Source organism: Chryseobacterium arachidis (genome assembly GCF_900129245.1).
Lineage (GTDB): Bacteria > Bacteroidota > Bacteroidia > Flavobacteriales > Weeksellaceae > Chryseobacterium > Chryseobacterium arachidis.
The window spans coordinates 396,456-411,819 of the sequence record NZ_FQUT01000004.1 but is presented as its reverse complement, the minus strand read 5'-3'; the positions used below and the strand labels follow the sequence as shown (position 1 = coordinate 411,819).

Here is a 15,364-nt window from a genome sequence, read left to right as displayed (position 1 = left end):
TTGATGAACGATTCAGAAAAAGAAAAATTAGAACTGAAGGAACACATTGCGCAGCCAGGAAACATTTCCCGAGATAATGTGTCTGATACGCTTTTAGCGTTAGATAAAAAGACAAAAAAAGTAGGACTCGTTAACGGAATTGACGAGAATGGAAACCTGATCGTAGACCCTCAAAAGAAAAATTCTAATCAGTTTATCCGCATTGACAGAGGAGGAGATTTCTTCTCAAACTTTTTTTCCAATTTCATTAGTCAACTTAAAAATCCAACTGATTTTTCATTTTTTAAAATTTCAGAACTCGGTGCCATGCAAGCTGCAATGGAGCTGCAGGATTATGTCGATAAGGCATCACCCGAAGAACTGGAAACCCTAAAAGGTTATGAGATTAAGATTCAAAATAGTTTAACCCATAAAAATCGAAACAAAATGGCAACAAAGACACCCGAAACAGAAAATCAAAATTCACAGGAACATACGCAATATCGGTATCAACCCGAACAAATTGACTGGCAGATCATGGCAAAATTCGGATTGGATCAGGAAAAATTGACTAAGATGAACGTATTGGATCGTCTGCTTAGAGGATTTAAATCACATAAGCTTGTTCCTGTAACAATTAATTTAGGGAATGCCGTAAGTAGAATGGATGTGCGTTTATCATTGCAAACCAATGATAGCGGGCAGGTACTGATTAATCTTCACGGCATTCGAAAAGAACCTGACTTTAAAATGAAGTTTTTAGGTCATGAATTTTCAGAGCAAGATAAAGAAAATATTAGAAGTACAGGAAATATGGGAAGAGTGGTTGATTTGGTCAATCCTAAAACAAATGAAATCGTCCCGTCAATTATTAGCAAAGACCGCCTTACCAATGAGCTAATTGCATTAAATACCAGTTATATGAAAATCCCCGATGAAATAAAGGGTGTTACTCTTAATGCTGATCAAAAGCAAACTTTGAGTGAGGGTAAGCCTCTTTATCTTGAAGGAATGATCTCCAGTAAAGGTGAATCTTTTGACGCTACTGTACAATTTAATGCTGAAAAAAGATATGTGGAGTTTCTAATAAATCACAATACAAAACGAGATCAAAGCCAAAGCTTACAATATGAAAAGGGAGAGCCACAGAAAGTTTTTAGAGGACGAGAGTTGACCGATCAGCAACTTGAAAGTTTAAAAGAGGGAAAGTCAGTTTATCTAAGAGGATTGATAGACCAAAAAGGCAGTTCTTACAGCGGTTATATTACATTCAGTAAAGAAGATGGGGTGACAGACTTTTCTTTTACAAATCCTAATGTTGCTAAGCAAGCTAAGCCTGATGAAGCTCATAAAACACAAGTGGCAGTCAATTCAGAAGGAAAGATAAACGAAGCTACAAAAAATATAAATGAGCCCCTGCAATCTGCTCAAACAAATCCCAGAAACCAAAAACAGTCGGAGGAACAGCAAAAAAATAAACAGCCCACTAGATCTCGAATAAGAAAAATATAGTAGTACGTATTCAACATGATAAGAGCCAATGATTAATGAGATTTCATTGGTTTTTTTATTAAACCAAAAATAAAAATATGAAAGCAGTTATCGCAGAAAAGCCAAGTGTAGCAAGAGAAATTGCTGCGCTCTTAGGAGCAACGGACAAAAAAGAAGGTTTCTTCAGAGGAAACGGATATTGTGTAACCTGGGCATTGGGACATTTAATTAGCTTGGCCATGCCTGAAGATTATGGTATAGCAAATTATAAAGAAAATTCACTTCCGATAATCCCTCATTCGTTTAAATTAACAGTGAAGAAAATCAAAAAAGGGAAAAATTATGTAACCGATTCCGGAGCATTAAAACAACTGAAGATTATTGAGCAGGTAATCAATGATTGTGATAGCATAATTGTAGCAACCGATGCAGGACGGGAAGGAGAACTGATATTCAGATATATCTATGAATATTTGAATTGTAAAAAACCTTTTGAGAGATTATGGATCAGTTCTTTAACTGATAAAGCAATAAGACAAGGTTTTGAAAATCTGAAAAAGGGAAGTGATTTTGACGGACTTTATCATGCCGCTGTAGCAAGAAGTCGTGCAGACTGGCTGTTGGGAATAAATGCTTCACAGGCATTGTCTATCAAAGCTGAAAATGGAATTTATTCTTTAGGAAGGGTTCAAACCCCAACCTTGTGTTTACTATGCGAAAGATTTGTAGAGAATAAAAATTCTGTTAGTCAAAAATATTGGCAGATTCAATTGAGTCATCAGAAAGGTACCCTAATTTTTAAAAGTACATCACAATTTAAATTTGATGATCCCAAAAAAGCCCGGGATCTGATTAAAATAATTGAAAGAGGAGAAGGTAAGGCAAAAATTGAGTCTGTGGTTGTAAAACTTTTGAAAGAACAGGCTCCTCTTTTATTTGATTTAACAGGTTTGCAAAAAGAAGCCAACCAAAAGTTAAATCTTTCAGCATCTGAAACTTTAGATATTGCCCAAACTCTATACGAGAAAAAGTTTATCACCTATCCAAGAACAGGAAGTAAATATATTCCCGATGATTTGTGGCTTGAAATTCCTAACTTGGTAAGGTCTCTAAAAGAAAGAGATTCATGCAAACATGCAGTAGATCACGTTAAATGGGGACAATTCAATAAGAGAATTGTAAATAATCTTGGCGTAACAGATCATCATGGTTTATTGATTACTGAAAAAATACCTTCAGCATTATCCGCGAAAGAAAATGCTGTTTATGATTTGATTGCTTTTAGATTGCTTGAAGCAATTTCTGATGCTTGCATCAAGGAATTGACTGAAATATCTTTAGAAGTTCTTCACTATATTTTTATTTCAAATGGAAGTACAGTAGTTAACCCAGGATGGAGAATGATAAAAGGAAATTTCTCTGATACCGAAGATGTTGAACTTCAGGAATTACCAAAAGTCCTGAAAGGAGATGACCTGAAAGTAAAAGAACCGATCCTGTTGGAAAGGAAAACTCAACCTCCTTCCTTGTTTACAGAAGCCGGCTTGTTAGCAGCTATGGAACATGCAGGAAGTAAAATTGAACAGGACGAACAAAGGAAAATATTAAAGAATATTGGAATTGGAACTCCGGCTACAAGAGCGGCAACAATTGAAATTCTTTTTAAGAGAGGCTATATCCAAAAAGAAAAGAAATCCTTGATTCCAACGGATAAAGGTTTGTTGGTTTACGAACTTATTAAAGATAAAAAAATAGCTGATGTTGTAATGACTGCAGAATGGGAGTTAGAACTTCAAAAGATTGAAGCTAACGAAAAGAATTTTTCAGACTTTCAGAAACGAATAGAAGCCTATACTTCCCTTATTACAAAGGAATTACTGCAATCAGCTATTGTAAGAAGTGATTTGCCCAAGTTAATCTGTCCAAAATGTAAAAGTCAGCAGGTACGGATTCTTGATAAAATTGTAAGATGCAAAGATGAAAGCTGTAATTGGGCACAGTTTAGAATGATTTGTGGAAAAATATTGTCTGTCAGTGATATTCAATTACTGATAGAAACGGGAAAAAGTTCACTGATTAAAGGAATGAAAAGTAAGGCGGGCAAAAGTTTCGATGCATATTTGGTCTTAAATGATATTGCTGAATCTTCTTTTGAGTTCTAAAAACAAACCCTTACTTTTGGAAGTAAGGACAGTATTGGATAACTGACAATTATTTTAAACCCTAACCGTCAGATAAGGTCGTGGCTATTACATTTATAACAGTAACGAAACACTTTATGTTCAAGTATTTGAAAGAGCGGAAAATTTTAAATTTTTCCGCTCTTTTAATTTAGCTACGCTGGAAATTTTATTATTTAGTTTTTTTGTATCAGGTGCTGAAGGGCAGGGTCGTTTTCAATTCTTTCTAATTCCTCTTTGACAATAGATAAGACGTCAGTTTTGATTCTTTGGTAATTGGTATGGATATCTTCTTTCATGGTATTTTCTCCAAACTCATTGGCAAAGTCCATAATTTGTGGTATTTTCTGATATGCTTTTGCTTCAGATGCAACTTTTTCATTGTTAACAACAATTTCTGAACGAAATATTTTCTGTTCAATTCGTTCATCAAAATTATCTGATACAGCTCCCACAAACATTCCTTGGGTCAAAGTCGAAATTTTAGAAGCCGGAATCAGACTGTCTAACTGGGTGGAGATGGAAGTTGAAGTATCATTTCTGTTGATGCTTAAACTTTGACGTTTTTGAAGTACTTTCCCAAATCTTTCAGAAAGATTTTTAGCTGTTTCTCCCACAACCTGCCCACTAAAAATATTCCCTACGATGTTTTGAATGACCTTACTTTCTTTATCTCCATAATCGCGAATAAGCTGTGAGTAATCCTGAAATCCTAAACACACTGCTACTTTATTACTTCTGGCTGTAGCAATAAGGTTGTCGAGACCTCTAAAATAGATAGTGGGCAGCTCATCAATGATTACCGAACTTTTTAGCTGGCCTTTCTTATTGATAAGCTTTACGATTCTTGAATTATATAAACCCAATGCTGCTGAATAAATGTTTTGACGATCCGGATTGTTTCCTACACACAATATTTTGGGGTCTTTTGGATTATTAATATCCAATGTGAAGTCATCACCCGTCATTACCCAATACAATTGTGGTGAAATCATTCTCGATAAAGGAATTTTTGCAGAAGCAATCTGTCCTTGTAGCTGATCTTGTGCACCTCCCTGCCATGCATCCATAAAGGGTGAAAGATAGTTTTCTAAATCGGGATAGGTTGTTAAAATGGTGAATACATCAGCATACTTTTTATTCAATAATTCAATAGCATGAGGGAATGTACAATATTTCCCGTTATCATAGATTTTTAAAAACCAAATAATAGCAGCCAATAGTATGATTGGGCTTTCTACAAAAAAATCACCTTGTTTTTGGATCCAGCTTCTGTTGAGATTGAGCATAATGGTATAAGCTGCCTCATAAGCGTCCGAGATATCCGTCATGAAATCAGGATTCAAAGGGTTACAACGATGACTTTTGCTGGGATCATCAAAGTTGATCACGTAGAATTTAGGTTTGACCGTATACTTGTCAGAATGCTTGAGTAAGTGATTATATGCTATAGTCGAGAGATCATCGAACTTGAAGTCATAGATGTACATTGAAAATCCTTTCTCAATATGCTGTTTAATATAATTATTGATGATAGCGTAAGATTTACCCGAACCAGGTGTACCTAAAACAATAGTAGCCCGGAATGGATTTACTACATTGATCCATCCATCATTCCACTGACCTTTATAATAAAACTTGGTAGGAAGATTAACGGAATATTCGTTCTGCATTAGTTTTGTTTCTTGTTGAAAACTTTCGTTCTCATTATTAAAAACATCTTCCACCAGATTGGTTTTTAAAAGACGACTTATCCAAACACCGGACATCATTAAACTGATATAGCCGCAGGAGGCAGTTAGGATATAGTAAAAAGTAGAATATTTAAAAAAAGGGTCTAATAGTAATCCATTAAGAAAAAATAATGGAGCTCCGATTGCTAATGCAGTATAAATCTTTTTCCAGGTGATTTTTTCATTCTTAACACCTTTAGTCCCCCAGCAACTTAAGGAAAGGAGGATTATAGAAAATAATTTAGTGTAAAAAGGATGTGAAAATAAACCTGTAGTCTTTTGAAAATTAGATAGTATTTTATTAATAATCTCTAAAACCCACCCTTGCTCAAGAAAAAAAGTATAACAAAACCAGTAAAAATGCGTTAACAACAGTATAATACTCACTGCCCTCATGAATCCCATAATCTTGGCTAAGCCTTTTAAATCATCTTCTCCCTGCATAACTCTGTGTTTTAAATTGATATGCTCAAAAGTAATAGGGTAGGGTATTGATTCTTTTTACTGTCGTTCTATGGCTTCTATTTGCTTTTCCTCTTTTAATATAGTTTTAACAGACTCTATTTAACTGGAATATTCTTTCTAGACGCTTAGACTTAATTTTATAAGAAGAGTTAAGATTAAAATGATAGTAAGTTTAGAATGAAGAGATTTTACTAAGTATTTAAGCTCTTGAAGATGCGATTTGCTATCTGTAGATCTTGATGCATTAAGAAGCTAATTGTTGATTTTGAAAGACAGTTATATATCCTCTAAATCTCACTAATAAATTACAAATATTGAGAATAAAACTATCAAGTCGAAATTATGAGGAAAGGAATATCTGAAAAAAAAGATGGGTACCAATCTACAAACAATAAATATATTCCCGCAAAGGAGTCGGAGAGAAGATGGTAAAATTGTTGGAATCCATATAACGATAATAAATCGAGCATATGATTGTAAGGAATGATTACCATTGCGATTGTTTTAGCAGTATGCCCGATTTCTGACTTCGATTTAATAATCAACATTTGTTAACATACATCAATTTTTAATAGATTTTATAATATGATATCCGCAAAAAATACTACAGATAGTAACGTTTCTTTTGTAATTAATATTTCTGCTTTAAGAAATTATAAAAATAAATTTTTCCATGAAATGTATTTCTGTGCTTTTAATTGTTAAATATTATAAATTATATGAAAATTAGGTATCATATCAGCCAGAAAAGAGGAGATCAAGTCATAATAAAAAATTATTTTTTAAATGATAAAAAAGGAGTGCTGAAATTTAGTACTCCATTGCTTTTGCATACATCTTTGGCTTGTAAATGTTTCTTTTTTTGATTATTAATTATAAAGGTTAAAGATTATTTACTGTAAATTTTATTAGTTATTTACTTTGATTGGTAAATACTAAGAATATGTAAAGATTAATCATTTCAGCCAAAAATTAATTGTTTTTAAAATGATCTTTAGAATCTTCGCTTTAATAAGTTTACTGTCATTTGCCGGACCAAAATCTGCAAATTCAGTTACAGGAAAAGAAAAACCAACAATTATATTGGTTCATGGAGCGGATCATCATGGAGTAAAGTCATCCCAATTTTACAAAAACAGAGTTACAATAAGCTATACATCTTGTTATATTTTCAAAAAGAGTTCTGATACAATCTGTTTTTTATAATTAGATTAGGGATGAGAGTTGAGCAAGTTCATTCAAATCTTCTACAAAAGTGTTCGAAAAATCTACCGCTGCGGTCACTAATTGAATGAAAAGAGAATTTGTAAATTACTGAAAATTAAATAATTGCATTTTCTCTTTTTTGTTTTATGTCCCAAGGTGCCCAAATTTTAGAAATATTCTTTTTTTAATCTGCTTAAACTTGATTAAATTAATCTGAATACTAAGACATATAAAAATTATATCTGTCATAACAAATATAGAATAATTTTTAAGATTTGAAATAATATCCCGAACTCTCAAAATAATCATATATAATATTTCCTGCCGTAGCTTCCCAATCAATAATAATAAAACTCGGAAGATTAAAAGATATACAATGCCTATATAAAAATTTTGAGGTGACGACATAGGTAGACATTTTTTCAAATCATTGATTTTGGAACATCTGACGAAACCAGAGGTAATGATTATCACACCTTTTCACAATAAAAAACCTTAACGCAAGATGGTTAAGGTTATTAAATTCTTTTTGCAGTTTTGAGCTAATTATAATATTTCTTCTTCAACCATAAACTTATTCTTACAAGTAATATTAAAACAGGAACTTCAACTACTGGTCCGATTACTCCTACAAATGCCTGTTGAGAGTGGATTCCAAACACTGCAATCGCCACTGCAATTGCTAATTCAAAATTATTTCCTGTAGCGGTAAAAGCTATTGAAGCATTTTTATCATAGGGAACACCTAGCGATTTGTTGATAAAGAAACTCACAAAGAACATTAGCAAGAAGTACAAAATTAAAGGTACAGCTACTTTTATAACGTCAAATGGTAATTCTAAAATTTTGTCTCCTTTGATACTGAACATCAGTACAATCGTAAATAGCAGCGCATATAAAGTCAGTGGAGATATTATAGGAACAAACTTTCTATTGTACCATTCTAAACCTTTTGATTTAACTAAAAAATAACGGCTTAAAAAACCTGCTGTAAAAGGAATTCCTAAATATATCAAAACACTTTCGGTAACGTCTCTCATCGATACAGTTACATTAAAATTAGCCAAACCTAATTTTGCAGGTAAAACATTGATAAAGAGCCAAACCATAAAACTGTAACTTAATACCTGAAATATACTGTTCAGAGCTACTAATAATGCTCCATACTCACGATTACCTTTTGCTAAATCATTCCATACAAGTACCATTGCAATACATCTCGCTAATCCAATAAGAATTAACCCAATCATATAGTTAGGTTCATTTCTCAAGAAAATAATTGCTAACAAGAACATTAAAACTGGACCGATAATCCAATTCAGTAACAAAGAAACTCCAATTGCTTTTTTATCTTGAAAAACTTTAGGCAACAATGAATAATCAACCTTTGCTAACGGCGGGTACATCATAATGATTAAACCGACTGCCAATGGAATATTAGTAGTTCCTACTGATAAGGAATTGGTTATATTAGAAATGTTAGGAAAGAAATATCCTAAGCCAATTCCTAAAAACATTGCTAAGAATATCCAAAGAGTGAGAAATCTATCAAGAAATTTTAATTTTGTTTGCATTTCATTTTAATTTATTCCAACGACTTTACTTCTTCTTTCCATAATCACATTATCTTTCCATACTCCTCCAAGTTTGCCTATCTTTTCTCGATAACCTATGATTCTGAATCCAACTATTTTATGTAATGCTATGGTTGCTTCGTTTTCGGCAAACATTCCTGACTGCAAAGTCCAAATACCATTAGCTTCACTTTCCTTAATAACATTTTCCAATAACATTTTTCCCACTCCCTTTCCTCTATGTTTTTCAGCAATATAGATACTTACTTCTGCTACGCCTTCATATACACAACGGCTACTAACTTTTGATAAAGCAACCCATCCTAACACATCATGATTATCAACAGCTACAAATCTACTGTGTAATAGTTTGCTTTCATTCCAAGTTTCCCATGTTGGTACTGAGGTTTCAAATGTTGCAATACCTGTTTCAATGCCTTGTTTGTAAATATTGGCAATATCTTGATAGTGATGTTTCTTGATTGAAATTATTTCCATTTTATTTTTTTATTTGTGAAAAGACGTAGAACATTTCAGCACCAATCTGCAAACTTCTTTCATTGTAAACCTTTGTTTGTTCAGATGTATTATCTGACATTTTAGGGTCTTCAAAAGTTATTGGAATCCGTTTATCTGCGCCTGCAATAAAAGGACAGCCGCCGTCCGCCTGAGAGCAGGTCATAATTGCAACAAACCCGTTAGTAGGATTAAATGAACTATCATATCTTTTGGAAAAACCAATAATAGGGTGTCTATCTTCATCATACTTAATGGCATATACAGGATTATCTGTACCAGAAATTTTACTGATAAAAAGTCCCTGTTCTTGCAAAGTCTCTGCAACCTTGGGAAACATTGCAGTTTCTTCTGTCCCCCCTGAATAACAGGTGATATTCGGAATATCATAATAAGCGCTCGCAACCTGCGCCCAAACTTGCGATAAATGACTTCTCCTTGAATTATGAGTACAAATAAAGTTAATGGTTATTTCTTTTTGCTCTTCCAATCTTTTTTGGATAAAATCAACCAATGGTGCTAAAGTAGCCTTCCTTTCTTCACTGATTTCCTGATTTTTCAGTAATTCTATTGTTTTTAATAGTTTTGGATACATAGTATTATTTGAATTTAGCAGCACCCTGAATTTGGAGTGCAACAAGAAGTTTGATTATTAGAAAGTTCAGATAAGTTTACTTTTTGTTTTTCCGTTGGAATTCCGCAAGCATCCTGAGCTAAACACGCTGTTGTTTTATTTTTAAGAACAAAGTTTTTCCCGTTAAATTCTAAATCAAATTTTCCTATGGTAGTATTTTGATATTCAACTTCAATTTCGTCATTCTCAATACCAAGTTTTTCTTCTGATAACTTAATAATGTTTAAAAGTTTTGCGGGCTTTAAACGATGTTCAAAATCATCAGCATTCCATAATTGAAAGTTTACTACTTTTTCATTTCTAATAGTTCCACCACAATCAATAAAATGTTTTGTTACAGTTCCTACTTCTGTTACATGGAAGTGTTCGGGAACAAAAGTTCCATTTTCTAATTGAAATTCAACATTATCTAATGTTGGTAAGATTTCTTTAATTTCAGATAGTTTCATAAATTTTATTTATTGGTTAAATGCAATATTGCGATAAATATGCTTGAAAAAATGCTTTAACAGCATTTCTGATTTGTAGTCTTTAAGATTATATTTGAAAAGTAATCTTTTAGCACTCCAAAAGTATTTTCATCAATACAGTAGCAAATAGCTGTTCCTTCAATGTTTCCTTTAATAAGACCCGCATTCTTCAATTCTTTTAAATGTTGAGAAACGGTTGCTTGCGCTAACGGTAATTCATTAACAATATCACCACAGATACAAGTATTTACTTTCAACAGATACTCAATAATTGCAATTCTTGCAGGATGTCCTAAAGCTTTCGCTATTATAGCAATTTTATTTTGTTCATCTGTAAAATGGTCAGTTTTGGTTGCTCCCATAATTTCAAATAATTATTATATCGCAATATTACGATTAATTATTTAAATACAAAACTTTTTAATCAACAACTGCAAAATTTATATATTTGTGTTTAGAGTTTTAACGAAAAAAACAAAGCGTTAGCTATTTATTCTTATTACTGAAAACTGTTAATTTAAAGATGTACGAGATAGTAGACCTCATGCCCATGCTATGGCGTTGGCTTAGTTTATTTGTGTATCTAGTATACCACTCATTAACAGTAAGCTTGAATCCTACGCTTTCTATTTAATTAAACCTTAAACTTTGGGGGCTGGGTGAATAAAATATTCATCTATGAAAAAGATGTTTATTTCCGTATGTCTGCTAATCGGAATTTTTTGTTTTTCTCAAACTACAACCAAAAAGTACAATTCATTTTATAACCGATATGATATTTGGATTCTAACGGAAATATGATTGGCTATGAAAGGTGCAATAGTTTCTCTAAACACTACACAATATCATGATCCGAAGCAACTAAGTATTTCATGTTTAGGAAACCCAATGATAGCAAACCAAAACAGATACGACAATAATGTTCAGCAAGTTTAAAACACCGTAAATTCAATATTAATCAAAGTAATAATTTAGATGTTGGTGACGAAAAAAGACAACTCATCCACGACACTTTTCAAAAAAGCTGTATTAATGAAGTAAATCGAACTAAAAATAATGATGTTGTTAAATTAAAATATCTAATTGTTTATTAAGTTTTAAAAATAATAGCTTTAATGAGTTCTCTAACATATATTGTTTTTTAGAATAACACTTTGTCTTTCTTTTAAATCTTGCCAAATAATGTCTGATTCTGGAATTGTAACCTTCAACGGTGAAGGTTTCTGTTTTTGATTCGCAATGCTTTTCTTCAGGAATTAATTCTGAATAGCTTTTCCAGTAATCACTGCAAAAGCCATTAATATCATCATATTTCAAACGGTTCCAGAGTCTCCTGAATGTTGCCGTGCTTCTTTTTCCACAAACAAAATCGACGAAGCGTTTTCCAAATCTATCAACATCAATCCACGTCAAGCAGTAGTTTTTTTATTCTGGATATAACTATGTATCTCATCCAGCTCAACGATTTCTATGGGATCCCCAGATTTAATAGTTATCTGAACGGTCTGAGAATTCAGCATTTTACAGAACAGTTGTACAAAGAGCCGGTATTCAGGGAATATAAAATCACTTATCTTGCGGAATACTGCGGTTTTGCTTCCAGAGAGGTGTTTGCCAATGCATTTAAAAAGGAAACAGGAGTTACCCCTTCATACTTTATCAATCAGTTAAGAAATAGTGAACAAAATAAAGGAAACTAAAAGATGTAAATTTTTTATTATAATCAAAATAAAATCAATCCCTGTCAGCTCCAATGAGATTACGGACTGCCGGTATTTCTGCTGTATAGGGCCTGATAAGGATTTCTGCAATCTGAAAACCGGGTGTAGGATTAACTATTAAATTGAAATATTCGTAGACTTTATGATGATAATACTTTAGTCAATGATTAAAAAGGCTTTGGTCATGTCACAGAATGTTATTAAATTTGATTTTAATGATATTTGTCAGGCTAATTAATTTTAAATGACAATATTATATCACAAATCTTCAAATTGGCAATCATGAAAAAACGAGTCTTTATCACTATTTTATCTCTGGGAGCAATCGCTTTAGGAACCGACCTGTTTCTGGCACAAAATTCGGGACAGGCCAGTTCAACAGTAAATATTATTTTAGGGGATGTTATTTCAATGGATGCAGGATCTGTTGCTTCGGGAGGTGCTGTAGATTTTAATTATGGGAATACATCAGATTATAATTCTTCAAAAAACGTGACAGTCCCCAATAGTTTAGTCATTATTTCTTCCAAAAATTTTGATGTAAAAGTAAAATCTGAGGGCGCGCACTTTGTAAGTGGTACCAACGCAATTCCGGTTGATATATTACAGGTAAAAGCGATACCGGGCGGAAGTTTAACAGGAACCCTGAATCAAGTCACTTTATCTACAACCGATCAAGTCCTGGTAGGTAATGCAAGTTCAGGTGCCAAACAATCTTTAAATATTGCCTATTCTATTTCGGCAGAAAAAGCATCAAACATACTTCTTGGAAAACCTAAGGGAACCTACATGCAGACAGTAACTTATACTGCCACTGCATTGTAGGTAAACAAAGCAATTTTATATAAGCCCTCAACATTTAAAAAGTGTTGAGGGTTTTTTATTTAAACCCAATGAATGATCCGTGTAGTTATTTTACTACATGAACTTCCATATTCCACTACAAAGAAACTTTTTTCACCGCTGTAGATTTGTAATGTCAAAAGAGGACAATTAAACAAGAATAAAAATTAAAAATAATATTATCATGACAAAACAAATAGTAATCGCAGCCTTAACTTTCGGAGCCATCATATTAGGAACTAGCAATGTTCAGGCTCAGAATACTACTGCAACAACAACGGTAAATATTACCCTTAACGATGTAATCTCGATCGATGCAGGAAGTACAGCAATCGGGAACACAGTTGACTTTAACTATGTTACTGCAGCGGATTATAATTCTGATCAGACCATCACTAAAGCCAACTCTTTGAAAGTGACTTCAACAAAAAACTTTAATGTAAAAGTTAAGGCAGGAGGTGCAAATTTCATGAATGGAACCAACCTGATCCCTGTCAATGTATTGACCATCAAGGCAGCAACTGCTTCCGGAACAATGGGAGGAACAAAAAGCGCTGTCGTTTTATCTGCAACAGATCAGACTTTGGTGTCAAACGCTCCGCTAGGAAGTGCCTTAACACTGAATTTGGACTACATGATTCCAGCGTCAAAATCGTCATCTTCTGATATCTTAGGTAAACCGGCCGGAACGTATACTCAAACAGTAACTTATACAGCAACAGCTTTATAAATAAATTTTTCATATTAATATTTTGTGATTTGGTGTTTCGAAGGCTTCCTGCAGGAGGCCTTTGATTTTGTTTGTATTGATTCCGCTATAGAGAAAATTCAAAAAGATGGTAGCAAATTTATCAACCCATAAATATTTTTTGTAAAATCTAAAGACAAATTATACCCAAACGGTAATTTATATTACGACAGCTTTATAATAGAAATAACAGCAACTCATATACGCCCTCAACACTTAGCAAGTTGAGACCTTTTCTATTAACTGGTACGTGTAGTTATTTTACTACATGAACTTACATTTTCCACTACAAAGAAACTTTTACCGCCGCTGTAGATTTGTAATGTCAAAAGAGGACAATTAAAAAAGAATAAAAATTAAAAATAATATTATCATGACAAAACAAATCGTAATCGCAGCCTTAACTTTCGGAGCCATCATATTAGGAACTAGCAATGTTCAGGCTCAGAATACTACCGCTACAACAACCGTAAATATCACCCTGAATGATGTAATTTCCATCGATGCGGGAAGTACTGCAATCGGGAACACAGTTGACTTTAACTATGTTACTGCAGCGGATTATAATTCTGATCAAACCATCACTAAAGCCAACTCTTTGAAAGTGACTTCAACAAAAAACTTTAATGTAAAAGTTAAAGCAGGAGGTGCAAATTTCATAAATGGAACCAACTTTATCCCTGTTAACGTACTGACCATCAAGGCCGCTACAGCTTCAGGAACCATGGGAGGAACAAAAAGCGCTGTCGTTTTATCTGCAACAGATCAGACTTTGGTGTCAAACGCTCCGCTAGGAAGTGCCTTAACACTGAATTTGGACTACATGATTCCAGCGTCAAAATCGTCATCTTCTGATATCTTAGGTAAACCGGCCGGAACGTATACGCAAACAGTAACTTATACAGCGACCGCTTTATAATAAATTTTTTTAGCTTGTAAAGGTTCCCTTTTGTTACGTTTTCAGTAGTTTTGGGAATCTTTTATTTTTAAATAATTTACACCATGCACAAGTTTATTTACCTTTTCATTTTCTTCATCCTTACAGGATCTTCTTCAATTTTGGCTCAAAGCATTTCTATGTCTCCTACACGTTTGTTTTTTACCGGTAATCCGGGAGAAAAAGTGACACAGACAGTCACACTTCAAAACAGCTCGGACAAAGATTATGTTTTTAATCTCAACTATAAAGATTGGATGAGAGAAGAAGACGGAAATAAGGTTTATCTTGATGCTGGCAGTTCAAAAACTTCCAATGCTTCCTGGATCTCAACTTTGGAAAACGTTGTAACAGTTCCTGCGAAGAGTACGAAGGAGATTGTAGTAACCATGCAGATTCCGGCAAATGCATCAAAGTCTGCCGTTACCAACAGCATGTTGTTTTTCACCCAGCTACCTCAGCAGGCAGATAAAGCACGTATTCAGAATGGTATTGGTATTATCACCTTATTTGAGGTGGGACTTCACATCTTTTATACGCCACCGGGAAACCATGTAAAAAGTCTGGATATTACGAATATTTCAGAAGTAAGTAATAACAATGCAGCGGACAGAAAAGTTGCAGTAAGTATTCATAATGATGGAAACACCATCAATGATGCCACCGTAACGTTTGAATTAACCGACACAGATAGCGGTAAGGAAATAAAATTACCTGCCATTTCCATTTCGATGCTTCCTGATACCAATCAGACCGTTCAATTTTCTTTGCCAGAGAATCTATCAGGGAATTTCCTTGGCGTGGCGATTATCAAAATGGCAGAATCCAATGATTTACGTGTAGGCGAAAAAAACTTTAAATTTTAAA

At 33.5% G+C, this 15,364-nt stretch carries 14 protein-coding genes and 1 pseudogene; 8 read left to right on the top strand and 7 right to left on the bottom strand.

Going from position 1 to position 15,364, the window contains the following annotated elements; all coding sequences use genetic code 11:
- Positions 1 to 3 precede the first annotated feature (3 nt).
- On the top strand, positions 4 to 1,491 hold the full coding sequence (locus BUA89_RS10425) for a DUF3945 domain-containing protein (RefSeq protein WP_072956862.1): 1,488 nt from the start codon (positions 4 to 6) through the stop codon (positions 1,489 to 1,491).
- Positions 1,492 to 1,568: 77 nt separating this feature from the next.
- A complete protein-coding gene (locus BUA89_RS10420; RefSeq protein WP_072956859.1) occupies positions 1,569 to 3,632 on the top strand; it encodes a type IA DNA topoisomerase in 2,064 nt (687 codons plus the stop codon).
- Between the two features lie 194 nt (positions 3,633 to 3,826).
- On the opposite strand, the gene mobC is transcribed toward BUA89_RS10420, so the two are convergent.
- The 6 genes from mobC to BUA89_RS10380 form a co-directional block, all read right to left on the bottom strand.
- Entirely contained in the window at positions 3,827 to 5,827 is a 2,001-nt protein-coding gene (mobC, locus tag BUA89_RS10415) for a conjugal transfer protein MobC (protein ID WP_072956855.1), read from the bottom strand.
- A 1,769-nt stretch (positions 5,828 to 7,596) separates the two neighbouring features.
- A complete protein-coding gene (gene arsB / locus BUA89_RS10400) occupies positions 7,597 to 8,628 on the bottom strand; it encodes an ACR3 family arsenite efflux transporter (RefSeq protein WP_072956846.1) in 1,032 nt (343 codons plus the stop codon).
- 6 nt (positions 8,629 to 8,634) lie between these two features.
- A complete protein-coding gene (locus tag BUA89_RS10395; protein WP_072956842.1) occupies positions 8,635 to 9,126 on the bottom strand; it encodes a GNAT family N-acetyltransferase in 492 nt (163 codons plus the stop codon).
- Between the two features lies 1 nt (position 9,127).
- On the bottom strand, positions 9,128 to 9,739 hold the full coding sequence (locus tag BUA89_RS10390; RefSeq protein ID WP_072956839.1) for an arsenate-mycothiol transferase ArsC: 612 nt from the start codon (positions 9,737 to 9,739) through the stop codon (positions 9,128 to 9,130).
- Positions 9,740 to 9,753: 14 nt separating this feature from the next.
- Positions 9,754 to 10,227: a DUF6428 family protein gene (locus BUA89_RS10385; RefSeq protein WP_072956834.1), complete on the bottom strand. Its 474-nt coding sequence runs from the start codon at positions 10,225 to 10,227 to the stop codon at positions 9,754 to 9,756.
- Between the two features lie 56 nt (positions 10,228 to 10,283).
- Entirely contained in the window at positions 10,284 to 10,610 is a 327-nt protein-coding gene (locus tag BUA89_RS10380) for an ArsR/SmtB family transcription factor (RefSeq protein ID WP_072956832.1), read from the bottom strand.
- Between the two features lie 445 nt (positions 10,611 to 11,055).
- On the opposite strand from BUA89_RS10380, the gene BUA89_RS23405 reads away from it, so the two are divergent.
- Positions 11,056 to 11,184 (top strand): hypothetical protein, encoded by a 129-nt coding sequence (locus BUA89_RS23405; RefSeq protein ID WP_262487542.1) that lies wholly within the window; start codon positions 11,056 to 11,058, stop codon positions 11,182 to 11,184.
- A 129-nt stretch (positions 11,185 to 11,313) separates the two neighbouring features.
- Here the strand turns inward: BUA89_RS23405 and BUA89_RS10375 are convergent.
- Positions 11,314 to 11,726 (bottom strand): annotated as a pseudogene (locus BUA89_RS10375) (IS1 family transposase); the annotation flags it as partial.
- Between BUA89_RS10375 and BUA89_RS10370 the strand changes: the two are divergent.
- The 5 genes from BUA89_RS10370 to BUA89_RS10350 all read left to right on the top strand — a co-directional run bounded on the left by BUA89_RS10370 (position 11,691) and on the right by BUA89_RS10350 (position 15,363).
- Positions 11,691 to 11,948 carry a helix-turn-helix domain-containing protein gene (locus tag BUA89_RS10370; RefSeq protein ID WP_072956826.1) on the top strand — a complete coding sequence of 86 codons (258 nt, stop codon included), beginning with the start codon at positions 11,691 to 11,693 and terminating at the stop codon, positions 11,946 to 11,948. The pseudogene BUA89_RS10375 and the gene BUA89_RS10370 overlap by 36 nt on opposite strands.
- Before the next feature lie 303 nt (positions 11,949 to 12,251).
- Positions 12,252 to 12,794 (top strand): peptidoglycan-binding protein LysM, encoded by a 543-nt coding sequence (locus tag BUA89_RS10365; RefSeq protein WP_072956823.1) that lies wholly within the window; start codon positions 12,252 to 12,254, stop codon positions 12,792 to 12,794.
- Positions 12,795 to 12,996: 202 nt separating this feature from the next.
- A complete protein-coding gene (locus tag BUA89_RS10360) occupies positions 12,997 to 13,542 on the top strand; it encodes a peptidoglycan-binding protein LysM (protein WP_072956820.1) in 546 nt (181 codons plus the stop codon).
- A 391-nt stretch (positions 13,543 to 13,933) separates the two neighbouring features.
- Positions 13,934 to 14,479, top strand: coding sequence for a peptidoglycan-binding protein LysM (locus BUA89_RS10355; protein ID WP_072956816.1), 546 nt, complete (start codon positions 13,934 to 13,936; stop codon positions 14,477 to 14,479).
- Between the two features lie 83 nt (positions 14,480 to 14,562).
- On the top strand, positions 14,563 to 15,363 hold the full coding sequence (locus tag BUA89_RS10350; protein WP_228420551.1) for a fimbrial biogenesis chaperone: 801 nt from the start codon (positions 14,563 to 14,565) through the stop codon (positions 15,361 to 15,363).
- Position 15,364: the final 1 nt, after the last annotated feature.